A 22269-nucleotide genomic window follows, 5' to 3' on the forward strand; every position below is an offset into this window, starting at 1 on the left:
ACAGCGTCCATGCATCACAGCGTCAGACCGGGAAAGCCGATGAGCTGTCCCGGCACTGACGAAGGTGTTTCATGCCATTGCGGGAATACTGGGCCAAACCTGCTGGCTGACTTCGGTGCCCAGAAAGCTCAGTGCAGTCTTTTGCGAGTGATGCCAGGCTGCTTTGCTTTCCAGGTCCAGAAAGTGCCCAGTGTCCGGTACGACATTGAAGCTGCTTTTGGCGATGTAGTTGGAAAACATACGAGCGTCTTCAACAGTGGTGTATTCATCTTTTTCACCATTGATGAACAGCACCGGAATATCGATCGAGGAAAAACGCTCGACGTAGTTACTGGCGCTTAGTTTCCGGATCTGGCTGATATGAAAGTCGATCTGGCCGTATTCGTGTTCAGCAAGACTGATCAGGTGTTTGTAGTTATAGAGTTTGAAAAGGCGCGGCAGGTGTTTGCCTACGGTGTCATTCAACAGCGAGCCGATCTTGCGTTTTTCGCGCGCTGCAAGGTAGACCTGAGCCTTGTCGATGTAGTCGAGCATGGGCGCGTTGAGCACCGGCGAGAACGAACTGATGATCGCCTTCTCCACGGATGGAGGGCATTCAGCAAGCGCCAGCAGCGCTGAAACGCCGCCCCATGACACGGACAGCAGGTAATTGACCTGATACAGGTCAATCAGTTGAAGGAGGATGTGTACTTCATCTTCCTTGCTGACGATCATCTCGTCCGGGTTGTGCGCCCGTGATTGCCCCGAGAACGGCAGGTCGAACAGCACGAGGTTGTAGTGAGGCTGCAGGTACTTGACCGTCTGCCCGAAAGAGCCTGTGGTAGACAACGCACCATTGACCAGCAAGATGGTCTTGGCATCGCTGCTCTTCCAGTAAGTCTCGGTGTAAACCTTGTAGTTACCCACGCTTAAAATCTTTGATTGTGCGCCCATGACAGCCTCCCAGCCGATGTCGATCCTACGATTAGTCCAGCGTTTCTCTGCTCTGGCGGCCATGCCAGCGCCTCGCCTGATAAGTGGCGAATCCGATGAGTTATTGTTATGGGTGCAGCGCATGCAGTTGCGCAGGAACCTTGTTTGCCCGACTATAAATAACGCAGCGCCAGTATGCCGACAAGCCGCTGGCGTCAAAAAATAAGGCGTGCCTGACGTTTGGATCCCTAAACCGAATTTCGCCGATTGATCGGGCAATGGGGGTTGTTCGGGGAAAAAGTCAGTATCGAGGCAGAAAAGCGCAATTTCTGGTCGGAACTTGTCCGTGCTGAAACGGTCAAGCGACGCCATTTTTGAAACATTAAGTTACAATTTAGCGCTTGGCATTGTGCGTCAGATTAATAACCAAAGCTCTGAAACCCCTGAGCCAGACGCGTTAAGCTCGTCAAAAAGCAGGCGCAGGGGTGTCTTGAGGAATACGCCTCATAGGGCATGTGTGATTTGATTTGCACTTTGGGAGAGACGTGCCGCAGGTGAGCGGCAGCTTTCATCCGAACCTTGCGTTTCGGCGTCTCAGTTGAGGGTGTTGGCCGTACGACATTCCAGCAGCAGGCTGGCGCCCCCGTACTCGCTGGTGCCTATCTGCAGCGTAAAGCCATGCAGATTGACGATGGCCGCGACGACGGATAAACCGAGGCCGAAGCCGCTTTGCTCGTTGCTGGCTTCGCTGCGATAAAAGCGTTGAAAGACCGCTGCTCGTTCAGCGACCGGGATGCCAGGCCCCGAATCCTGTACTTCAATGCAGGGTGTATTGCCTTGCTTGTCGGGGAATGCGCTGATTTTCACGATGCCGCCGGCAGGTGTGAACTTGATGGCGTTGCCCAGCAGGTTGGTCAGTGCTTCGAACAACAGCGCACGATCGCCCACAAGCGTCGGCAGCGGGTCTCGCAGTTCCAGCAGTAGCGTGATCTGATCTTCCTCTGCCAGTGGCAGATAAAAATCATGCAGCTCCTGCAATAGCGGCTGGAGTTCCAGCTCGATAAATGCCGAGCGTCTCTGACGGTCCTCAAGCTCGGAAATGCGCAACAGCCCCCGGAAACGCGCCATCAGCGTATCTGCCTCGCCGATGACCTGAGCGATCTGGGTGGCGTGGGTCGAATCGTGCGCAGATTGCTGCTGGATTCGATACAGCTGAGCTCGCAGGCGAGTGAGCGGGGTGCGCAGGTCGTGGGCGATATTGTCGCAGACACCCTTGACCTCATTCATGAGCTTTTCGATCCGGTCAAGCATCGCGTTAACGATCACCGCCAGCATGTCCAGCTCGTCACGCCTGTTGGACACCGGCAGGCGCCCGGCCATGTCGCCTGCGATGATCGATTCGGCGCTGGCCTGAATAGCTCTGATGCGCCGCAAAGGGCGGCGCCGCAGCAGATGCCAGCCAGCGACCCCGGGGATGATGGTCAGCGATATACCCCACAACAACGCGTGCAGGATCAATGTGCTCACCGCAAACAGCGAGCCATTCTCGCGTACCAGCACCAGCCAGCGGCCATCCGAAGTCCGGTTGACGATGGCGTCGCAGCTGCCCTCCGGCATGCCGGGGTCATCCGATTCGATGCAATCGTTCAGGACGTGAATCTGGCCATCAATGGGCAGGTTGCTCGGCACGCTGCTGATGGGGCCGGCGACCGGTCGAAAGTTTTCGTCGAACAGCCCATAGGCGTCCACCGAGCGCGAATCGAAGGTCATGCTGGTGGCCAGCGCATCCTCCAGCGCCTGCCCCTCGAACCGCGAGAACAGCTGCTGGCGATGGGTCAGTGACTGGCGGGCGAGGGTGTCCAGATAGGAAGTGACTTCCCAGTACAGAACGCCCAGAAGGATGACGCTCCAGGCAACGAAGAGAGAGCTGTACAGCGCCAGCAGGCGGCTTGTTGAAGATCGCCAGCCCTTAGACGGGTTCGGCAATGACATAACCCGATCCTCGCACGGTCTGAATAAGCTGTGCGGTGCCGGGTTGGTCGATCTTTTTGCGCAGACGGCCAATGTGGACGTCGATCAGGTTGGTGCCCGGATCGAAGTGATAGCCCCAGACTTCCTGGAAGATCATCATTCGGGTAATGATCTGTCCGCTGTTGCGCATCAGAAATTCCAGCAGTTTGAACTCGGTAGGCAGCAGGATCAGTGGTTCGCCGCCACGGCAGGCTTCCCGGGTGATCAGATTGAGTTCAAGATCGGCTACCTGCAGCACGGTCTTCGCCGCGCTGACCGGGTTGCTGCGACGCAACAGCACCTCGACGCGCGCCGCCATCTCGTCCGAAGCGAATGGCTTTGGCAGGTAGTCATCACCTCCGGCACGCAATCCGCGTACACGTTCGTCCACATCGGACAACGCGCTGATCATCAGAATCGGCGTGGAGATACCCTGGGCGCGCAAGTGGGTGACGATGGTCAGGCCATCCATCTCCGGCAGCATGCGATCCAGGGTTATGAGGTCGTAGTCGCCACTCACTGCACGCGCCAGGCCATCACGACCGTTATCGACCCAATCCACTTCCAGCCCGTGGCTGTTGAGTTCGGTGACGATTTCCTTGGCGGTGATGGCATCATCTTCGATTGCCAGAATTCGGGTCATGGTCCCTGCCTGAATAAGTGCGTTCAAAGCGTCATTCTGCCTTTAAAAGAAGGCGCCGTTTCTGAAAGAAAGTTTAATGACAGGGATCATATCTCTTTCTTTGCCCCGGCATCTGCGTCCTTGAGCTGTTGCGCCTTCTGCAAACGAATTTTTTCTGCCTTGTTCTTGCGGTCGCGCTCCATTCGCGCGGTGGTGTCCTTTTCGCTGCGAATCTGCGCGTGGCTGATCAGCGCGAAAATGAAGCTGCCACCGATGATATTGCCTGCCAGTGTCGGCGCTGCAAAGGTCAACCAAAAGTCCCCCCAGCCCAATTCTCCGGCAAACACCAGATAGGACACTTCCGCCGAGCCCACCACGATGTGAGTGAAGTCTCCGAGCGCCATGAGGTAGGTAATAAGCACAATGATCGCGATCTTGGCTTTTTCCATGGAGGCAATCATCCAGACCATGGTCGCAATCATCCAGCCCGACACGATGCCCTTGGAAAACATCTGGGCGACATCGTTTTCCATGACTTTGTGGCCTATCTCCAGAAACGCCTTGTCTGTGCTGGCATCGAAAATTGGCAGATTGAGCATCACGTAGGCGACCAGCAACGTGCCGACCAGGTTGCCGCCAAGCACCACACCCCACAGGCGAAACAAACGGCCTATGTTGGCCAGATTGAATTTGCTCATGATGGGCAATACGGCAGTGATCGTGTTTTCAGTGAACAACTGCTGGCGCGCCAGAATGACCGCCAGAAAGCCTGCCGAATAGCCCAGGCTGCTGATGACATGACTCCCGGTAATGCCCTCGAGACGGGAGTTGAGCAGCCCCATCGCCATCAATGACAACCCCATGGTCAGACCCGCTGCCAGCGCCGACCACCACAATGCGGCCACACTGCGCTCAAGCTCGTGATCGCCCTGAATACGGATCGTCTCGTGCAACACAGCTGCACGAGGCGGCTGGTTCTCGTCAATCTCGCGCTCTTCCTCGGCGGAAAGGCCGGGGGTCTTGCCGTCTACTTCGTGGTCCATACAACGTCCTCAGCGCCAGTGATGAATGGTCCTGCGCAGGCGGCGTCAGTCCGATGCTTCAGACAGGTGCGGCGCGCCGTCGTTCGCTGCCGCTCTTGCACATCGAGAATTGTATGCGCGAGTTGGCAAATTGTCGGTGCTAGCCCAGCAAATCGGCGCTTTGTACACGCTCTACGCCGATGCCCAGAAGGGTCTTCCATGCGTGCTCCAGCGAGCCGTTCATGTCGATGGCGCGACAGGCGTCTTCAACCACGTACGTATTGAAACCGGCACTGCGTGCATCCTGCGCCGACCACGCAACGCAGAAATCCAGCGCCAGGCCGACCACGAACAATGTGTCGATGCCACGTTCCTTCAGATAACCCGCGAGCCCCGTAGAGGTCGTGCGATCGGCTTCCAGAAAAGCCGAGTAACTATCGATATGCGCATTGCAGCCCTTGCGCAGGATCAATTGTGCGTGGGGCAGATCAAGCCCTGCATGCAATTGCGCACCGTGGCTGCCTTGCACGCAGTGGTCCGGCCAGAGGGTTTGAAGGCCGTAGGGCAGGGTGATGCTCTCGAACGGCGTGCGTTGCGCGTGGCTGGACGCAAAGGAGATATGCCCGGCCGGGTGCCAATCCTGAGTGATGATCACCCTCACAAAGCGGCTGCCCAGACAGTTTATCAATGGCAACAAGGCATCGCCATCAGCCACGGCCAGTTGCCCGCCGGGCATGAAGTCGTATTGCATGTCGATCACCAGCAAGGCGCAGCGAGGGTCAGCAGGCTTGTCGGAAAGGAGCATGGTCGGTTCTCTCGTCAGGGCGTAAGCGTCAGTTTGCCTGTTTGCGCCTGTGTTGGCTAAGCGAGGCAGGCAGCATGGAAAAGGAAATAAGGGATTTTGTATCAAGTGTTAATGCGAATCTGTACTATTCGCAAAAATCCCGCCGGGTCCCAAGAGGCCTGGTTTCTTGCCAAGGGCAGCACCTCAATGCGTCGTACTCTCGTTTCTCTTTGTATCATTCAGGCCATATCTCAAAACGCCTGGGCCGAGCAGCCTACTGCCGGTCAACCTTCACTGGAATTGCAGAACATCGACATCCAGAGTACGGCCAGCGCCGATACGGCGCAGGGGCCGGTGGAAGGTTATCGCGCCACGCGCTCTGCCAGCGCAACACGTACCGACACCTCTTTGCATGAAACGCCGCAGTCCGTCAGCGTCATGACCCGTGATGCGGTAGAGGACATCGGCTCCACGCGTCTGCAGGATGCGCTCGACTATGCCGGCGGGGTCGGTCGGGCCAACAATTTCGGTGGGCAGGGCCTGACGACGTTCACCGTTCGCGGCTTCACCACCGGCGAGTTCTACCGCAACGGCTTCCCGATCAACCGGGGTTACCCGAACATGCCTGATGCCAACAGCATCGAGCGTATTGAAGTGCTGCGCGGTCCGGCGACCACACTGTATGGCCGTGGCGATCCCGGCGGTACCTTCAACGTAGTGTCGAAACAACCGCTCAGCGAGCCCAAGGTCACACTGGGCAGCCAGCTCAATGACCAGGGCATGAAGCGCGGCACACTGGACGCTTCTGGCCCGCTGGATGATGAAGGGCGCTTCGCTTATCGCCTGAACGTCGTGGGCGAGGGTGGTGACACCTTCCGGGATCACGTCGAAACCGAGCGCTATGGCGTGGCACCCGTATTGAGCTGGCAGGTCAACGACGCGACCCGCATCACCTTCGAGGGGGATTTCATGCGCAACAACGCGCCGCTGGATCGGGGCCTGACGCGCTATGCCAACCAGACGAGCACCGCTTCTCGAGACACTTTCTTTGGCGAGAAGAGCGTGGGCAAGCTGCACAATGACAACAACATGGCGCAGCTGCGCTTCGATCACGACCTGAACGCCGACTGGAAGCTGGGCGGCGGTGTGCAGATACTCGACGGCTCGCTGCAGGGCGATGCCATCGAGGCCAACGGCCTGGCTGCCGACGGTCGCACCCTCGGACGCAACTTCAACTATCGCAAGCTGGAGTGGACCGACCGCGACGTGCAACTGAACCTCACCGGGTATTTTTCTGCTGGCGGCTTCGACCACACCTTGCTGACCGGGGTCGAATACGAAGACTACGACTACAAGTCGATCATCCAGCGCTCCAGTGGCGCGGTCAGTGCCTACCCCATCGACATTTTCAACCCGGTCTACGGGCAGGCTCGGCCTGCGCTGACCCGAACCACCACCCATGACAAGGAAAACCTGAAAACCTGGGCGGCTTTCGTGCAGGACCAGGTGGCGTTGACCGAGCGCCTGAAGCTGCTGGGCGGCTTACGTCTGGAGCGTTTCGAGCACGATTACGATTCATTCCTGCCCGGTACCAGCAGCTGGACAGCCAGTGATAATGCGGTCACGCCACGCATTGGCCTCAGCTATGACCTGACCGACACCGTCGCGGTTTATGCCAACACGGCACGCTCGTTCAAACCCAACAGCGGTGCCAGCCGTCTGGGTGGCGGATTCAAGCCGGAAGAAGGCAAGTCTTACGAGATCGGCACCAAGTGGGAGGCGCTGGACGGGCAATTGAGTGTCGATGCAGCGGTCTACCAGATCGAGAAACGCAACGTGCTGACCACCGACCCGGTAGATTCCACATTCAGCGTGGCGGCAGGCGAAGTGCGCAGTCGCGGTGTTGACCTCAACGTGGTCGGCAACCTGACCCCCGAGTGGCGGATGATGGGCAGCTACGCCTATGTCGATGCCGAAGTGACCAAGGACAACACGCTGCGCTCCGGCACACGGCTGATGAACATCCCCGAACAGACCTTCAGCCTGCTCAATGTCTACGAATTTCAGGACGGTGCCTTGCGTGGCCTGGGGCTTGGCGCTGGCGGCCGCTACGTCGACCAGCGTGCTGGTCGTACCGCCAATGTCGCCTTCTCGATGGACAGCTACACCGTGTTCGACCTGCTGGCTTATTACAGGGTCAATCAGCACGTGAAGCTGAATCTCGACTTGAAGAACGTGTTCAATACCGAGTACGAAGAAGGCGCGTTCGGTAACGTCTACGCCTATCCGGGAGCCCCGCGAACGGTGCAGGTGGGAGTCGCTTACACGTTGTGATGCTGCACGTATATGCTTCTTGTATAGAAAGCCTGACCCTTTTCAGGGTCGGGTTGAGCGGCGCGTGTCGCTGATATCAAACCCCGGTCGCACGGGCATTGAATCATGAGTACTGGTCTGACTTTGAAAACCCGACACGGTGGCGAAGTTTGCCATACTGGAACTGCTCCTTGCCGGGCAAAATATCCGCTCCCGCTGCTTTGAGCGCGGTCATGTTATCCGTCAAGGCTTTAGTGGCAGCGTCCTTTTGCTGGAAAGTGTTGCCTAACAGCAAGCTGGCATTGCCCACTTCTCCGATCTGGAATTTATAGCCGGCCTCTTGTAACGCCTTGATCTGTTTTGCGAGCCGGGAAGATGCTTCGTTTTCTCTGGCATACACATGAAAACCGCCAATGAGGGCGGGGTTGCCTTCACCATTGGCGGCTTTCAGTTGTTCGGCAAACTTGACCAGGCCACTCTGCGGGCCAGCGGTCAGGCCACCCCCCCAGTTACTGTCCTCGACAACAATGCTTCCTTTAAAGCTGGCATTGCGCGCGGATCTAATCAACGTGGTCTGCATGTCGGCCCATTCCTGACTGGCACTCTGACCGCCCTGGTTAAACGTATCCAGCACGAAACCGGGGCGACTGCCGAACTTTTTGACCACACTGCTGATGTCGGCCGCAGCCTGCTTCAACTTGTCTCCCGTCAGCACGTTGCCGCTGCCCTGGTTCGCATTGTCACGAAAAGTGAACTGAACTTTTACACCCTGTTTCCCCCCTTCATTAAGCAGTGCCCTGAGCTTATCCATCTGCTGGGAATCCTGAATCTGAACATGGGTCATCTGGATGCGTAACGTCCCGCCTCCAATCGCTTTCAGCTCCTGAATCATCTTTGTGGCAGCCGCAGGTGTGGCGATGTCATCAGGATTGACGTTGGCCCCCCCGCGCGCTGGCGGGGCGGCAGGTTTGGCTGGCTCTGAAGAGGCGGCTTTTTCAGTTTCCTTGGCTTTTTTTTCTGCTGAAAGGACCGTGCTGTCTTTAACGGCGGCCACTTCGTCGCGAGAAGCTTTTGGATCGTCGTGGCTGACACGCGCTTTTTGACTGGCAAGCAAAGCCGTGTCTGACGAGGAAGCTTCGCTCTCCAGTGACCGAGTATTTCGACTGAGCATCATTCTTGTGTAAACGGGGGGCATCTCCGGTGTCGCTGCGGTGCGCCTGTCGGAGGCCGTGTAGGTGTCGAGTTTTGCCTGCTTATCCGGATTAGCTTCAGTCGCGACAGCGTCCACGGTCCGAGTGGTCCCGTCTGCCTTTGCAGGCCTTTCGTTGGCGGCCGTAAGAGGGTCATATGACCTGGCGGTGCGGATATTCATCGAATGTCTCTGTAGGCTCTGTACGAAAAGTGGCTGCGCTCGGCGAAACAGAAGAGTGAGTCGTCAGGGAAGCAATAACTTATTAAATGACGGTGTTCATATAGCTGGTTGGGGTAGTTGTGATGACGCTTTTATTAACGTTCCGCTTTTCCTGTTTTTTTCTTAATATGCTTTTTGGGGCAAAAACGTATGTTGAGCGTTAATCTGTCGGCAGCGAGTGACGCATAAACAGAGCGCTCAGGGCAACAAAAATTATGAGTGGCTGCGGTCAAGTCACCTCCCCAGTGACTGTAGCTCCCTGTTGGCAACGTTCATGAGACGTGCGGCCTTGTTTATTACAGCAGGTTTTTCTGTCGCACCCATCGAAAGGTCATAGGGCTGTTTTTCATCGCGCGTCTCTGTAAAGGGGTAAATTCGGCGGCGATGCTCAAGGTGTCAATTATCTATATCCAGTACTCAACAGTAAAATATATAAGTGCCGAGCGCCCTGAGTTATTGAATGTCGTTAATAATAAGAAGGCGTGAAAAGCGCGTTAAACAAATTAATGCCTGTGTTCGCCTTTTAGGGCGCGGCTAAGACTTTTAAATACTCCGCTCGTCACGCCAAACAGGTTCACGCACTGATCACGGCAGGTCAGGAAGACGCAGTGCACGTCACCCAAACACCCGAATCGGAGACCCCGCATGCCAGGCCAGAATGTCCTCGATCATCTGCCCGTAGAACGTCCGGTAGTTGTTCTCGGTGACATAACCGATATGCGGAGTTGCCAGCACGTTATCCAGCGTGCGGAACGCATGGTCGGCGGGCAGCGGTTCGATGTCGAAGACGTCCAGCGCCGCGCCTGCGATCCTGTGCTGTTGCAGCGTCTCGATCAGTGCGGCCTGATCGATTATCGGGCCGCGTGACGAGTTGATCAGGTAGGCGCCTGGCTTCATCCAGCCCAGTGCTTCTGCATCCACCAGCCCACGGCTGCGGTCGCTGAGCACCAGGTGCACCGACAGCACGTCGGCCTGCTCGAACAATTGCTGTTTGCTGACATAAGTGACGCCCGATTCGGCTGCGGCTTCTGCGGTCAAGTTCTGGCTCCAGGCAATGACGTTCATGCCGAATGCCTGCCCATAACGCGCGATCCACTTGCCGATACTACCCAACCCGAGGATGCCAAGCGTTTTGCCATGCAGGTCACTGCCCAGGCCGACCTGCCAGTTGCCAGCGCGCAGCGAATTGGCTTCGCTGACCAGATTGCGGGTGATGCCCATGATCAGTGCCCAGGTCAGTTCCGGAGCCGCATTTTTATAGCTTTCAGTGCCGCACACGGCAATGCCCTGTCGTTTGGCGGCTGCCGTATCAATGGCAGCGTTACGCATGCCGCCAGTGACCAGCAACTTGAGTTGGGGCAGCTGGCTGAGCAGCGCTTCGTCGAACAGGGTTCGCTCGCGCATCACACAAATGATGTCGAACGCCTGCAGGCGCTGCACCATGGTCGGCGTGTCGGCAGGGTAGTCGTGCAAAAAACTCACGTCGCCCACTGAGTCGAGTGCCGACCAGTCCACCACGTCGCTCGCGACGTTCTGCCAGTCATCAAGCACGGCGATGTTCAATGGGGTCATGTCTGCAGTCCTCATGGTGAAGTTTGCTGAAAGGGTTAGTTGAACAGGCTGGCGGCAATGTTGATCGAGAAGCCCAGAATAGCTGTGTTGAAGACGAAGCAGATCAGCGATTGGCCCAGCACGACCTTGCGCATTTCACGCGTCGCCACGCCGACATCCGAGGTCTGAACCGCGACGCTGATGGTGAACGAGAAATACAGGAAGTCCCAGTAGTCAGGGTGCTGCTCACCGCCGACAAATGCCAGCGCCGGCTCCTTGCCTTTCCAGGTGTAGAACACGCGCGCGTAATGCAGGCTGAAGATTACGCCGATCATCAGCCAGGAACCTATGACGGTCAGGCCGGTAAAGGCGTGATGAAGCATGCGGGCATCGCTGGAAAGCCCCTTGCTGCTCGCAATCTCGACGATGATTGCAGCCAGGCTGGCCAGCGCCGCGACGCACACCGTGACGAGGATGACGCCAGCGTTTTCGTCTTCCATCAGGGCGACCCGGCGGACATCCTGAGCATTGCTGCGCAGGGTGCGGACGAAAATCAGGATCAGGTACAGCCAGACGCCTGTGTCCCAGCCGGTTAATAAACTCTGCGTGAGTGTTGCCTGGGGTATAAGCCAGGCCCAGGCGATGCCAGCGGTCAGTCCAACCAGAGCTGCGAGAGTCAAGCGAGGGCGGGTGCGGGCGAGATGGCGCATGCGGTTTATTCGTTACTGGATGTTGCGAGACAGTAGCACGGCCATTCGACGGGCCAAATCCGATTTGAAAAAAAACGGCGCGCAAGGGGGTTGCGCGCCGTTTGCCAGCATCGTGGCGAGTCGGCTTTGAATACAGGTTTGTTTCAACGCACCAGGCAAGGCTGTTTGTTGTTGAATTTCCAGTCGGCGATCAGAAACTGCATGGCCACGGCGTCGTTGCGTGCGCCCAGGCCCATGCCTTTATAGAGCTCGTGCGCCTTGGCCAACTGGTCCATGTCTAGTTCGACACCAAGCCCCGGCGTCTTCGGTACATCGACCTTACCGCCGACGATCTGCAGCGGGGCCTTGGTCAGGCGCTGGCCGTCCTGCCAGATCCAGTGAGTATCGATTGCCGTGATGTTGCCTGGCGCTGCGGCGGCGACATGGGTGAACATTGCCAGCGAAATATCGAAATGATTGTTGGAATGCGAACCCCAGGTCAGGCCCCATTCGTTGCACATCTGAGCCACCCGGACCGAGCCCTGCATGGTCCAGAAGTGCGGGTCGGCCAGTGGAATGTCCACCGATTGCAACTGAATGGCATGGCCCATTTCACGCCAGTCGGTGGCGATCATGTTGGTTGCTGTCTTAAGGCCAGTGGCGCGGCGGAACTCGGCCATGACTTCGCGGCCGGAAAAGCCGTTTTCCGCACCGCATGGGTCTTCGGCATACGCCAGCACGTGATGTTGATCACGGCACAGGCGGATGGCTTCCTTGAGTGACCAGGCACCATTAGGGTCGAGGGTGATGCGCGCTTCGGGAAAACGCTCGGCCAAAGCGGTGACTGCTTCGATCTCCTGGTCGCCGCTTAATACGCCGCCCTTGAGTTTGAAGTCCTGGAAGCCGTAACGCTGGTGCGCTGCCTCGGCCAGACGCACTACTGCCTCGGGGGTGAGCGCTTCTTCATGGCGAATGCGGAACCAGTCGTTGTCAGCGTCGGGTTCGCTGCGGTAGGCCAGATCGGTCTTGCGCTGGTCGCCGACGTAAAACAGGTAGCCAAGCATCTCGACCTGGTCACGCTGCTGTCCTTCGCCCAGCAACGCCGCCACAGGGACTTCCAGGTATTGACCCAGCAAGTCGAGCAGCGCGGCTTCGAGTGCGGTAACCGCATGAATGGCGATGCGCAGGTCGAAGGTTTGCAGGCCGCGACCGCCAGAATCGCGGTCGGCGAAGGCCTTGCGTGCCTCGTTGAGAATCTTCTGGTAAGTGCCGATGCTGCTGCCGACCACCAGTGAGCGGGCGTCCTCCAGGGTCTGGCGGATAAGCTCGCCGCCAGGCACTTCGCCGACGCCGGCGTGCCCGGCGTTGTCCTTGAGGATGACGATATTGCGGGTGAAATAGGGGCCGTGTGCGCCGCTGAGATTGAGCAGCATATCGTCATGCCCGGCCACCGGCACGATCTGCATTTCGGTAATGACGGGTGCCTTGCCGGTGATATTGGAGTGCTGAATGTTCATGACGGGTCCTGTAAAAAGTACGGCCTTTGAATGCGGCCTTTAAAAACGGGCGGTCGTTCAGTGAGCTGCCGGGGTCTGGATCGCGGCGACCGGTGTCGCGCCCGGTTTGGGCGTGTTGCGCGCGGCAAAAACAACGATCGCGGCAATGATCGATGTCGCGGTCAGGCCATACAGGCCGCCCTGAATCGAGCCGGTGTGCTCTTCCAGCAGGCCGAATGTGGTAGGTGCCACGAACCCGCCGAGGTTGCCGACCGAGTTGATCAGCGCGATGACCGCAGCAGCTATTCGGGCATCCAGATACGCCTGAGGAATAGGCCAGAACAGTGAGGAGGCCGATTTGAAACCGAGGGCGGCGAAACAGATAGCCACGAAAGCAAAGATCGGACTACCGGTGGTAGACATGAACATTCCGGCGGCAGCGATCAGCAGGGCAATCGCGACCCACGCCTGCTGGCGTTTCCATTTGGCCGAAAGGGTTGCGAAGACGTACATACCGATGATCGACAGCAGCCACGGAATCGAGTTGAACATGCCCACTTCAAAATCGGTCATGTTGCCCATTTTCCTGATGATGCTCGGCAGCCAGAAGGTCGCTGCATAAATTGTTAACTGAATGAAGAAGTAGATCAGGCAGAACAGGATGATCTGACTGTCCTTGAGGAGCTGGCCGATAGACGCCTTCACCGGCATCGCCGCTTCACGAGCAGCTTGCTCGGCGTCGATGGCATTGACCAGCGCATCCTGTTCTTCACGGGTCAGCCATTTGGCATCGTGCGGTTTGGAGTCCAGCCAGAACCAGACGAAGAAGCACAGCCCGACCGAGAACATGCCTTCGATGAAATACATCCACTGCCAGCCTTTCAGGCCCAGGCCGGTGATTTGCAGCAGCAGGCCGGACAGCGGGCCGGAGATCAGAGAGGCGATGGCCGAGCCGCTGAGGAAGATGGCAATTGCCTTGCCACGCTCGACGCCGGGCAGCCATCGGGTGAAGTAGTAGATCACCCCCGGAAAGAAGCCGGCTTCGGCCACGCCCAGCAGAAAGCGCAGGATATAAAAGTGCGTTTCGTTCTGGATAAAGGCCATGCAGGCGGCAACGATGCCCCAGGTGAGCATGATCCGCGTCAGCCAGATACGTGCGCCTACTTTTTGCAGCAGGATATTGGAGGGGACTTCGAACAGCGCGTAACCGATGAAGAACAGCCCTGCACCCAGCCCGTAGGCAGCAGCACCGATCCCCAGATCGTGCTCCATGTGCGAGCGCACGAAGCCGATGTTCACCCGGTCGATGTAATTGACGATAAACATGATGACGAATAGCGGCAGGACATGACGTTTGACTTTCGATACGGCTGAATTCAGCACCGAATCTGTGCCGTCGGCCATCCTGGAACTGGATGTGCTCACAGATGAATCTCCCACTCGTTGTTTTTATGCGGGTATGTGCAGGGTGTCTCCCGTGCATTGTCGGTCATCATACAAGTAAAAGCCGGTTTCGCAATCCCCTCAATGTGGTTGATTCACATGTCTGATGAGCAAGTGATGGGCGAACATTCTTGTCAATTTGAGACTGGTCAGAGGCTCGATTAATGGAGGTAATATTATTTAAAACAATTAGATGGCTATTTGCTACAAGACTTTCCTCTTGCTGCTGTGGATGATTTTTCCGATGCTTGACGGCACAAATTACAATCAACGCTGAAACAATACGCTTTGACACGTCTAATCAGCTTGTAATACAAGTTAGACAACCGGTAGGGCTTTGAAACCGGGCTCTCCGCGCATTTGCTGTCGCTATGGCACTGTTCCAGGCCTGATGTGGCAGCACAATCAGACAAGTCAGGATTACTCGCCATGCAGGAACCTCTCAGTGCCGCGCCCAAGCGCCGTCAGCACAGCCTCGCCACGGATCTGGTCACCGAGTTGAGTCAGCGTATTTTGCTGGGCAAGATCGCGCCGGGTCAGAAGTTGCCGTCCGAAAACCAGATTGTTCGGGAGCATGGTGTCAGTCGTACCGTGGTCCGCGAAGCGATTTCCAGGTTGCAGGCTTCCGGTCTGGTGATCACTCATCATGGCATTGGCACCTTTGTGCTGGAGCGGGGCGATCAGACCGGTCTGCGCCTCAAGGTCGAAACCGTTTCCAGGGTGCGCGACATCATCGAACTGCGCATAGGGCTGGAAACCCAGGCCGTTGCCTTGGCCGCTGTGCGTCGTACTGATGAGCAACTGGCGGCCATGCGTCAGGCGCTGGACGATTACCAGAGCCTGCTGGCGAAGGAGGACAGCTGTGTCGAAGCCGACAAGCGCTTTCACATGCTGATCGCCGAAGCGACCGGCAACCCGTACTTCATGGAGATCATGCAGCATCTGGGCAGTGCGGTTATTCCGCGCAGCCGCATCGCCTCGAGCGAGAGGGCCGGCAACAACCTGGCGCATCAGGGGTATCTGGCCAACCTGGAGCACGAAGCGCTGCTCAGCGCCATTCGCCGCAAGGATCCTGACGCAGCCAGGGCCGCGATGTGGACACACCTGAGCAACAGTCGCGAGCGACTGGTGCCGCTGGAGTAGGGCCGGCGCTAAGGTTTGGCATCGAGTACGCCGAGCATCACGTCGCTCTGCCACTCGAAATACGGGTTGAACGTCAGACGTGCGTGGATTTTGCCCGGCTCGGTGTAGCCCCAGTCCGAATACCACACGGGTTCGCCCGCCATGCATTTCGCGGTGTCCGGCGTGCTCTGGCCGTTCCAGCAGATACGCTGACTGCCCGCCACGCCATAGAGCGGGTTGTCCGGCGAAAAAAGCATTCCCATGTGAGAAAAACGGCTGATGCAATAGTCCGGCAGGTAATCCGTGCGCACCTCAACGCGAGGTGTCTTTGTGGTGCCCTCAGGCAGGTCGCCGTACCAGATCAGGCGGCTGGCCGGGTGGCTGAAACGCTGAAGGAAATTGTCCAGCACATAATCGGTGTCCAGCACCGAATCGTGTTCGGCGATCGCGATAAATACGGGCTTTTCGTAGCGCTGTCGATGCAGGCGATTCTGTGCGAGCGTGCTGCTGCGATAGAACTGGGCAAAACCGTTGGTGGGCACATTCATGTAGCGCACCGGGGTCTGCATGGGGCGCAGGCCGCCATCGGGTTTTGCCAGCCAGGGCCTGACCCAGCCGATCCACGGTGTCAGCCAGGCGTAGCCATTGTTGGAGCGAAATGCCGGTGAGAAGAGCACCAGACCGGCAATTTCGTCGTGATCATAGGCGTAGTCCAGAACCAGATTGGCGCGGGTGGAAAAACCGCCCAGGTAGACTTTGGGGACTTCCTGGCCGAGCAGTTGCGCCTGCTCGCGCACTACTTGCTGCCATTGCTCAAGGCTCACATTGAGCATGTCCTCGGGTTTGGTGCCGTGCCCTGGCAGCAGCACGGTGCGCACCAGAAAGCCCTGATCGGCGAGTTTTCGGGCGACATCGTGGAACGACCACGGCGAATCGCCCAGCCCGTGTACCAGCAGCACACCGGCCTTGATCGTCCCGTTTGGAGTCCATTGGCGTGGTGCATTCCAGTCAAGCTCCGCGCGGTGATCATCGGTCTGGAAAGTGCGCTGATTGCGGATCAGTTCGACGGTCCGTTGCCGGTAATCGTCGAAACGTGTGTCCGGTACGTCGTTGTCAGCCATTGAGGTGCAGGCTTGCAGGGTCAGCAGTGACAGCAAACCGGCGAGTCGGGATCTGATCAAGTCTAGGGGCCTCATGCTGGGGAACAGTCGAAACGATCAATCATGCATTGCAGTTCAACGCGGGCACGCCGTCAGGTACATCGCGCGCTGTGTCACTTTCAGGCACACTCGGATGCTCCATAACTTCAATAAAATGCATCCACATGCCGAACCATTGCAAGCCTTGCCCGGCGTCGGGAGCCTTTCATGTTTGCGCTTGATCGAGCGCTGGCGCAGGACATCGTCGACCGGGCGATGGCAATTCTGCCTTACAACGTCAACGTCATGGACTACCTGGGCATCATCATCGGCAGTGGTGACCCGCATAGGCTGTGCACTCGTCATGAAGGGGCGCAAAAGGTCCTTGCCAGCAGTCAGGTTGTAGAAATCGACTCCCGTGCTGCCTTGCAACTGGGTGGCGTCAGGCCAGGGGTCAATCTGCCTTTGATGCTGGACCATCAACTGGTCGGCGTACTGGGCATCACCGGCGAACCGGACGAGGTTCGCGTGTATGGCGAGCTGGTGAAGATGACCGCTGAGATGCTCATGGAGCATCGTCGTCAGCAGGCTGGCCGTGAGTGGCGCGCACAACGCAGCGAGGACCTGCTGGCTCGCTTGCTGTTGCCCGATTGCCCCGAGAGCCTGGTGGACGAAGCGCGCCAGCTGGGGCTGCAACCGCATTTGCCGCGCCAGGTGGCATTGATCCAGTTCGACCCACAGGGTGCATTTTCCAGCCAGATCGTAAGCTGGCTGGGTTCGCGCTGCACCGACAGCTGGTGCGTACTGCGCGAGCCCGGTTTTCTGTACTGGTGTCGACCGGTGCCCAAGGAGCGGGACGACGGGCTGCTGCTCAAACAGATTAATGATCGCGGCTGGCCGGTATCACGCATCGCAACCGCCGCGCCATCCTCTGACTTGCCGGCATTACGGCATGCCTGCGTAGCAGCTCGGGATCTGCTGGATTACGCCGCTCAGGCCAGACCGGAGCAACGCATCCTGCATCTTGACGCGTTCCGTTTGCCGGTGCTGTTCTGGCGCTATCGTCACGATTGGCTTGCTGCGGAGGTAGCCGAGCCGGTGGTGCGTTTGCAAAAACACCCGCAATTGCTTGATACCTTGTGCATGTGGTTCGAACACAGCGGCGAGAGCCAGACCTGCGCACAGGCGCTGGGCATTCATCGCAACAGCCTGCGTTACCGGCTGGAGAAAATTGCCGAACTGACCGATTGCGATCCGTACAAGACCGGTGACTTGCTGCGCCTTTACGTGGGTGCGCAAATGATTACCCGTCACCAATAAGCAGGGCTTTGGTCAAATGCCCGAGAAGCGCTGAGTATCATTGTGCGAAGCGCTGGCGGCAAAGCGGGCGCCGGATGAGAGCATGCGGGCACTGGATATGGAGAACAACAATGAAAATAGTGATTGCCCCCGACTCGTTCAAGGACAGCCTCAGCGCCCAGGCAGTTGCCGACGCAATCGCCAGAGGTCTGGCCGAAACCTGGCCGGATGCCGAACTGATCAAGTGCCCGATGGCCGATGGCGGGGAGGGCACCATCGAAGCGCTGCTAGCTGCCTGCAACGGCACACTGATGAGTGCCAGCGTCAGCGGACCATTGGGTGAACCGGTCGAAGCCCAATGGGGCTGGCTGGCCGACAGCAAGACCGCAATCATCGAAATGGCCATGGCCAGTGGTTTGCAATTACTGAGGCTTGACCAGCGTAATGCCTGCGTGACCAGCACAGAAGGCACCGGGCAGTTGATTCTTGCAGCACTGGACGCGGGTGCGCAGCGGGTCATTCTGGCCATTGGCGGCAGCGCGACCAATGACGCTGGCAGCGGCATGCTCAGTGCTCTGGGCGCGCGCTTTCTCGATGCCGATGATCAGCCGCTGCAGCCCGGCGGACTTGCGCTTGCCGACCTGTCCCGTATCGACCTCGGCGGTTTTGATCCACGCTTGTCAGCCGTGCGCATCAAGATTGCCGCCGACGTCGATAATCCCCTGTGCGGGCCGAACGGCGCCTCGCATATCTTCGGTCCGCAAAAAGGCGCTTCGCCCGAACACGTCATGGCACTGGACGCCGCGCTCGGTTGCTTCGCCGACCACTCGGCGAAAATCCTTGGCCGGGACCAGCGCAACAGCCCGGGCAGCGGTGCGGCAGGGGGGATGGGCTTTGCAGCCAAGGCTTACCTGAATGCCTCGTTTCGAGCAGGGGTCGAAGTGGTTGCGGACCTGACCGGGCTTGAACAGCTGTTGGAGGGCGCTGATCTGGTCATCACCGGTGAAGGCCGTTTCGACGCGCAGACCCTGCGTGGCAAGACGCCTCTTGGCGTGGCGCGAGTCGCGCAGCGCCAGCAAGTGCCGGTGATTGTCCTGGCGGGAACGCTGGGCGAGGGCTACGAGCAGCTCTATGCGCATGGCATCGGCGTTGCCTTTGCCTTGGTCAGTGGGCCGATGAGCCTGGAGCAGGCCTGTCAGGATACTCGCCGCCTGCTGCATGATCGCGCGCGGGACATTGCCCGGCTTTGGCAACTGGCCGCAAGACATTGATGACAGCCCTCTGATCAGGGGCCCCACGCATGGCGACCGCACAGGATGACTAAAAAGCCTTAAGTTCACTGAACGCTCTAAAGAATTGTCGAGCAGCGACGATACGCTGGCGGTTGTCTGACAACTCCTCGCCCGACACCCCCCTCTAAATACAAAAGAGCACTGGTCATGAACTTACGCAAACTCACTATCGCTCGTCGCGCCGGCCTGGGGTTTACCCTGATATCGCTGCTGGTCGCGTTGCTTGGCTGGTTCGCGCTGGCGCAGATGTCGACCATTCGACAGAGCGAGGTGGCAGTGGAGACCAACTGGCTGCCCAGTATGCGGGTGGTCGGTGATATCCGGGAAATCATGCTGCGGATTCGTACCATCTCTCTGCGTATGGCACTGGATACCGATCCTGCGAGCATCCCGACCTATCGTGGGCAGATGGATGTGCGCCTGGGTGATCTGGGCAAAAAGCTGGACGTCCTCAAGACCTTTGTCGACACACCTGAAGAGAAAACCCTGACCGATCAGTTCATGGTGACAATGGGCCAATACCGCAGTGCGCTGGATCGCTCCTTTGTTCTCGCAGGGCAGGGCGACAGTGCCGGCCTGAACAAGCTGCTGCTGGTCGATATGAAACAGATCGTCGACGGCTCAGGCAAGCAGCTCAATGACCTCGCCGATTTTTATGTCACCAAAGTCGATGCGGAAGGCAAGTCGGCCGAAGCCCAGTACACCAAGTCGCGCGACATTGTCATCGCTTTTGTTGTCCTCGCCGCACTCTGCACCATCGGTCTGGCCCTGTGGCTGACGCGCAGCATCGTTCGTCCGCTGCAGCGTGCAGTGACGGCTGCCGAGCAGGTTGCCAACGGTGACCTGACACACACCATCGAAGTCGATGGTGAAGACGAAGTCACCCGTCTGTTGCGTGCGCTGGCGATGATGCAGGTCAACCTGCGCGAAGCCATGCGACACATCGGCAGCTCGGCGACCCAATTGGCGTCGGCAGCCACTGAACTCAACTCTGTCACTGAAGACAGCTATCGCGGATTGAATCAGCAGAATGCGGAAATCGATCAGGCCGCCACGGCGATCAACGAAATGACTTCGGCGGTAGAAGAAGTCGCTCGTAACGCCGTGTCCACTTCCGATGCGTCCAGTCAATCCAGCACCTCGGCACGTGCGGGCCAGGCGCGGGTGATCGAGACCGTGCAGTCTATCCAGACGCTGACTGACAACGTGCAGGCCACCTCAACCCTGGTGCAGAACCTGGCCAACCAGTCGCAGGATATCGGCAAAGTGCTGGACGTCATTCGGTCTATCGCCGAACAAACCAACCTGTTGGCGCTCAATGCGGCTATCGAGGCAGCGCGTGCCGGCGAGTCGGGTCGTGGCTTTGCGGTGGTGGCGGATGAAGTGCGGGCGCTGGCGCACCGTACTCAACAGTCGACGCTGGAGATCGATTCGATGGTCGGCGCCATGCGCAGCGGTTCTGCGCAGGCGCTTGATTCGATGAATACCAGCCGTGACCGCGCCGACTCAACCCTGGCACTGGCCAAGGGGGCAGGTGAGTCGTTGAGTGAAATCACTTCGTCGATCAACCAGATATCCGAGCGAAATCTGGTCATTGCCAGTGCTGCGGAAGAGCAGGCGCAAGTGTCGCGTGAAGTCGATCGTAACATCGTCAACATTCGTGATCTGTCGATGCAGTCGACTCAGGGGGCCAACCAGATCAGCGCATCGAGCCACGAATTGTCGCGTCTGGCGGCAGATCTGAATCAGGTTGTCTCACGCTTCAAAGTGTAAAACCCTACCTTGATACAGGTTGTGTCCGCTTGCCGCCGCTCGACCGTGCGCGCATTATGCCCACGGTCAAAATGACCATCGGTACAGTCTGGACACATACCTTATCGAAGGGGGTGGCATCGCGTCATGGACAATAACAATCATACCTTCAGCAGTTGGCTGCGTTCTCCAGCCCATCATCAATGGCTGGCACTGGAGGGCAACCGCCTGCTGGCTTTCGCCAAGGCCGCCAAGCTGGAAAACGGCTTCGGCAGTCTGGATGACTACGGTCGTCTGATGGTGGGTGCCACCGCTGAAACCATGAACACCGCGCGCATGACCCATTGTTTTGCAATGGCTCACGCACAAGGCATTCCCGGCTGCGCCGCGCTGGTCGATCACGGTATTGCTGCCCTGCAGGGGCCGTTGCGCGATGCCGAGCACGACGGCTGGTTCAACGCCGCGCTCGAAGACGGCGGGACAACCGGTAAACAGGCTTATCTGCATGCCTTTGTGGCACTGGCTGCCAGCTCGGCAGTCGTCGCACGTCGCCCTGGCGCGCAGGCACTGCTGTCCGACGCGATCAACGTGATCCAGACCCGCTTCTGGAGCGAGCAGGAAGGCGCGATGCGCGAGTCATTCGCGCAGGACTGGAGCGACGAAGAGCCCTATCGGGGTGCCAATAGCAACATGCACAGCACCGAAGCCTTTCTTGCCCTGGCAGACGTGACCGGCGACGCGCAATGGCTCGACCGGGCGCTGAGCATTGTCGAGCGGGTGATCCATCAGCATGCCGGCGCCAATGACTTTCAGGTCATCGAGCACTTTTCCCAAAGCTGGGAGCCGCTCGCCGATTACAACCGTGAAAACCCTGCTGATGGCTTTCGGCCTTTCGGCACCACGCCCGGTCACGCTTTCGAGTGGGCGCGTTTGCTGTTGCACCTGGAAGCAGCGCGGCGCCGTGCAGGGCGTGGCAATCCTGAATGGTTACTCGACGATGCGCGGAGCCTGTTCGCCAATGCCTGTCGCTACGGCTGGGACGTGGACGGTGCGCCTGGCATTGTCTATACCCTCGACTGGCAGAACACGCCCGTGGTTCGCCATCGCCTGCACTGGGTTCACTGTGAGGCGGCCGCCGCAGCCGCTGCATTGTTGCAACGCACCGGCGAGCAACAATACGAAGAGTGGTATCGCTGCTTCTGGGAGCTCAACGAAACCCTGTTCATCGACCATGAACACGGCAGCTGGCGACACGAACTGAACGAGCGCAACGAGCCGAGCGAGGATATCTGGCCAGGCAAGCCCGACCTGTACCATGCGTATCAGGCCACGTTATTGCCGGTACTGCCGCTTGCCCCCAGCCTGGCTAGCGCACTGGCGTCCCCAGCCTGACCGGGCGCAGAGGCAAAGGT

17 protein-coding genes and 1 pseudogene are annotated in these 22269 nt (G+C 58.4%); 7 read left to right on the top strand and 11 right to left on the bottom strand.

Features of this window, described 5'->3' with window-relative positions; all coding sequences use genetic code 11:
• Positions 1-69 precede the first annotated feature (69 nt).
• From I9H09_RS11080 to pncA, 5 genes are all read right to left on the bottom strand, one after another.
• Positions 70-933 carry an alpha/beta fold hydrolase gene (locus tag I9H09_RS11080; RefSeq protein WP_024669437.1) on the bottom strand — a complete coding sequence of 288 codons (864 nt, stop codon included), beginning with the start codon at positions 931-933 and terminating at the stop codon, positions 70-72.
• Between the two features lie 573 nt (positions 934-1506).
• Positions 1507-2904: a sensor histidine kinase gene (locus I9H09_RS11085; RefSeq protein ID WP_024669436.1), complete on the bottom strand. Its 1398-nt coding sequence runs from the start codon at positions 2902-2904 to the stop codon at positions 1507-1509.
• Complete coding sequence (locus tag I9H09_RS11090) at positions 2882-3565, bottom strand: response regulator transcription factor (RefSeq protein WP_005893930.1); 684 nt, start codon at positions 3563-3565, stop codon at positions 2882-2884. The genes I9H09_RS11085 and I9H09_RS11090 overlap by 23 nt, the downstream gene beginning before the upstream one ends.
• Positions 3566-3651: 86 nt before the next feature.
• Positions 3652-4587, bottom strand: coding sequence for a formate/nitrite transporter family protein (locus tag I9H09_RS11095; RefSeq protein ID WP_024669435.1), 936 nt, complete (start codon positions 4585-4587; stop codon positions 3652-3654).
• Positions 4588-4726: 139 nt separating this feature from the next.
• Positions 4727-5371 carry a bifunctional nicotinamidase/pyrazinamidase gene (pncA, locus tag I9H09_RS11100; RefSeq protein WP_122347627.1) on the bottom strand — a complete coding sequence of 215 codons (645 nt, stop codon included), beginning with the start codon at positions 5369-5371 and terminating at the stop codon, positions 4727-4729.
• Between the two features lie 186 nt (positions 5372-5557).
• Here pncA and I9H09_RS11105 point away from each other — a divergent pair, with 186 nt between their 5' ends.
• Positions 5558-7684: a TonB-dependent siderophore receptor gene (locus I9H09_RS11105; RefSeq protein ID WP_122347626.1), complete on the top strand. Its 2127-nt coding sequence runs from the start codon at positions 5558-5560 to the stop codon at positions 7682-7684.
• 103 nt (positions 7685-7787) lie between these two features.
• On the opposite strand, the gene I9H09_RS11110 is transcribed toward I9H09_RS11105, so the two are convergent.
• The 5 genes from I9H09_RS11110 to I9H09_RS11130 all read right to left on the bottom strand — a co-directional run bounded on the left by I9H09_RS11110 (position 7788) and on the right by I9H09_RS11130 (position 14214).
• The gene (locus tag I9H09_RS11110) at positions 7788-9035 is read right to left on the bottom strand and encodes a cellulase family glycosylhydrolase (RefSeq protein ID WP_236502194.1); all 1248 of its coding nucleotides are present in this window, start codon (positions 9033-9035) and stop codon (positions 7788-7790) included.
• Between the two features lie 654 nt (positions 9036-9689).
• A complete protein-coding gene (locus I9H09_RS11115; protein ID WP_122313039.1) occupies positions 9690-10646 on the bottom strand; it encodes a D-2-hydroxyacid dehydrogenase family protein in 957 nt (318 codons plus the stop codon).
• A gap of 35 nt (positions 10647-10681) precedes the next feature.
• On the bottom strand, positions 10682-11335 hold the full coding sequence (locus I9H09_RS11120) for a DUF1345 domain-containing protein (protein WP_024669430.1): 654 nt from the start codon (positions 11333-11335) through the stop codon (positions 10682-10684).
• A 143-nt stretch (positions 11336-11478) separates the two neighbouring features.
• Positions 11479-12831 (bottom strand): glucarate dehydratase, encoded by a 1353-nt coding sequence (gene gudD / locus I9H09_RS11125; RefSeq protein WP_122347624.1) that lies wholly within the window; start codon positions 12829-12831, stop codon positions 11479-11481.
• Positions 12832-12888: 57 nt separating this feature from the next.
• The gene (locus I9H09_RS11130) at positions 12889-14214 is read right to left on the bottom strand and encodes an MFS transporter (protein ID WP_122347623.1); all 1326 of its coding nucleotides are present in this window, start codon (positions 14212-14214) and stop codon (positions 12889-12891) included.
• Positions 14215-14682: 468 nt separating this feature from the next.
• On the opposite strand from I9H09_RS11130, the gene I9H09_RS11135 reads away from it, so the two are divergent.
• Entirely contained in the window at positions 14683-15396 is a 714-nt protein-coding gene (locus tag I9H09_RS11135) for a FadR/GntR family transcriptional regulator (RefSeq protein WP_122324332.1), read from the top strand.
• An 8-nt stretch (positions 15397-15404) separates the two neighbouring features.
• On the opposite strand, the gene I9H09_RS11140 is transcribed toward I9H09_RS11135, so the two are convergent.
• Positions 15405-16496 carry an alpha/beta hydrolase gene (locus I9H09_RS11140; protein WP_236502206.1) on the bottom strand — a complete coding sequence of 364 codons (1092 nt, stop codon included), beginning with the start codon at positions 16494-16496 and terminating at the stop codon, positions 15405-15407.
• A gap of 246 nt (positions 16497-16742) precedes the next feature.
• On the opposite strand from I9H09_RS11140, the gene I9H09_RS11145 reads away from it, so the two are divergent.
• From I9H09_RS11145 to I9H09_RS11160, 5 genes and pseudogenes are all read left to right on the top strand, one after another.
• Complete coding sequence (locus tag I9H09_RS11145) at positions 16743-17834, top strand: CdaR family transcriptional regulator (protein ID WP_122324333.1); 1092 nt, start codon at positions 16743-16745, stop codon at positions 17832-17834.
• A 110-nt stretch (positions 17835-17944) separates the two neighbouring features.
• Positions 17945-19084: a glycerate kinase gene (locus tag I9H09_RS11150; protein ID WP_236502195.1), complete on the top strand. Its 1140-nt coding sequence runs from the start codon at positions 17945-17947 to the stop codon at positions 19082-19084.
• Positions 19085-19252: 168 nt separating this feature from the next.
• A pseudogene (locus tag I9H09_RS27150) lies at positions 19253-20023 on the top strand (HAMP domain-containing protein); the annotation flags it as partial.
• 15 nt (positions 20024-20038) lie between these two features.
• Positions 20039-20878: a methyl-accepting chemotaxis protein gene (locus tag I9H09_RS27155; protein ID WP_371903709.1), complete on the top strand. Its 840-nt coding sequence runs from the start codon at positions 20039-20041 to the stop codon at positions 20876-20878.
• A gap of 126 nt (positions 20879-21004) precedes the next feature.
• The gene (locus I9H09_RS11160; protein ID WP_236502196.1) at positions 21005-22249 is read left to right on the top strand and encodes a D-mannose isomerase; all 1245 of its coding nucleotides are present in this window, start codon (positions 21005-21007) and stop codon (positions 22247-22249) included.
• Positions 22250-22269: the final 20 nt, after the last annotated feature.

Origin of the sequence: Pseudomonas tremae (genome assembly GCF_023278125.1) — a bacterium.
GTDB lineage: Bacteria > Pseudomonadota > Gammaproteobacteria > Pseudomonadales > Pseudomonadaceae > Aquipseudomonas > Aquipseudomonas tremae.

Coding starts and splice junctions, on each gene's coding strand:
- I9H09_RS11080 (WP_024669437.1), bottom strand. CDS start 933: ATGGGCGCACAATCAAAGATTTTAAGCGTGGGTAACTACAAGGTTTAC.
- I9H09_RS11085 (WP_024669436.1), bottom strand. CDS start 2,904: ATGTCATTGCCGAACCCGTCTAAGGGCTGGCGATCTTCAACAAGCCGC.
- I9H09_RS11090 (WP_005893930.1), bottom strand. CDS start 3,565: ATGACCCGAATTCTGGCAATCGAAGATGATGCCATCACCGCCAAGGAA.
- I9H09_RS11095 (WP_024669435.1), bottom strand. CDS start 4,587: ATGGACCACGAAGTAGACGGCAAGACCCCCGGCCTTTCCGCCGAGGAA.
- pncA (WP_122347627.1), bottom strand. CDS start 5,371: ATGCTCCTTTCCGACAAGCCTGCTGACCCTCGCTGCGCCTTGCTGGTG.
- I9H09_RS11105 (WP_122347626.1), top strand. CDS start 5,558: ATGCGTCGTACTCTCGTTTCTCTTTGTATCATTCAGGCCATATCTCAA.
- I9H09_RS11110 (WP_236502194.1), bottom strand. CDS start 9,035: ATGAATATCCGCACCGCCAGGTCATATGACCCTCTTACGGCCGCCAAC.
- I9H09_RS11115 (WP_122313039.1), bottom strand. CDS start 10,646: ATGACCCCATTGAACATCGCCGTGCTTGATGACTGGCAGAACGTCGCG.
- I9H09_RS11120 (WP_024669430.1), bottom strand. CDS start 11,335: ATGCGCCATCTCGCCCGCACCCGCCCTCGCTTGACTCTCGCAGCTCTG.
- gudD (WP_122347624.1), bottom strand. CDS start 12,831: ATGAACATTCAGCACTCCAATATCACCGGCAAGGCACCCGTCATTACC.
- I9H09_RS11130 (WP_122347623.1), bottom strand. CDS start 14,214: ATGGCCGACGGCACAGATTCGGTGCTGAATTCAGCCGTATCGAAAGTC.
- I9H09_RS11135 (WP_122324332.1), top strand. CDS start 14,683: ATGCAGGAACCTCTCAGTGCCGCGCCCAAGCGCCGTCAGCACAGCCTC.
- I9H09_RS11140 (WP_236502206.1), bottom strand. CDS start 16,496: ATGGCTGACAACGACGTACCGGACACACGTTTCGACGATTACCGGCAA.
- I9H09_RS11145 (WP_122324333.1), top strand. CDS start 16,743: ATGTTTGCGCTTGATCGAGCGCTGGCGCAGGACATCGTCGACCGGGCG.
- I9H09_RS11150 (WP_236502195.1), top strand. CDS start 17,945: ATGAAAATAGTGATTGCCCCCGACTCGTTCAAGGACAGCCTCAGCGCC.
- I9H09_RS27155 (WP_371903709.1), top strand. CDS start 20,039: ATGCGACACATCGGCAGCTCGGCGACCCAATTGGCGTCGGCAGCCACT.
- I9H09_RS11160 (WP_236502196.1), top strand. CDS start 21,005: ATGGACAATAACAATCATACCTTCAGCAGTTGGCTGCGTTCTCCAGCC.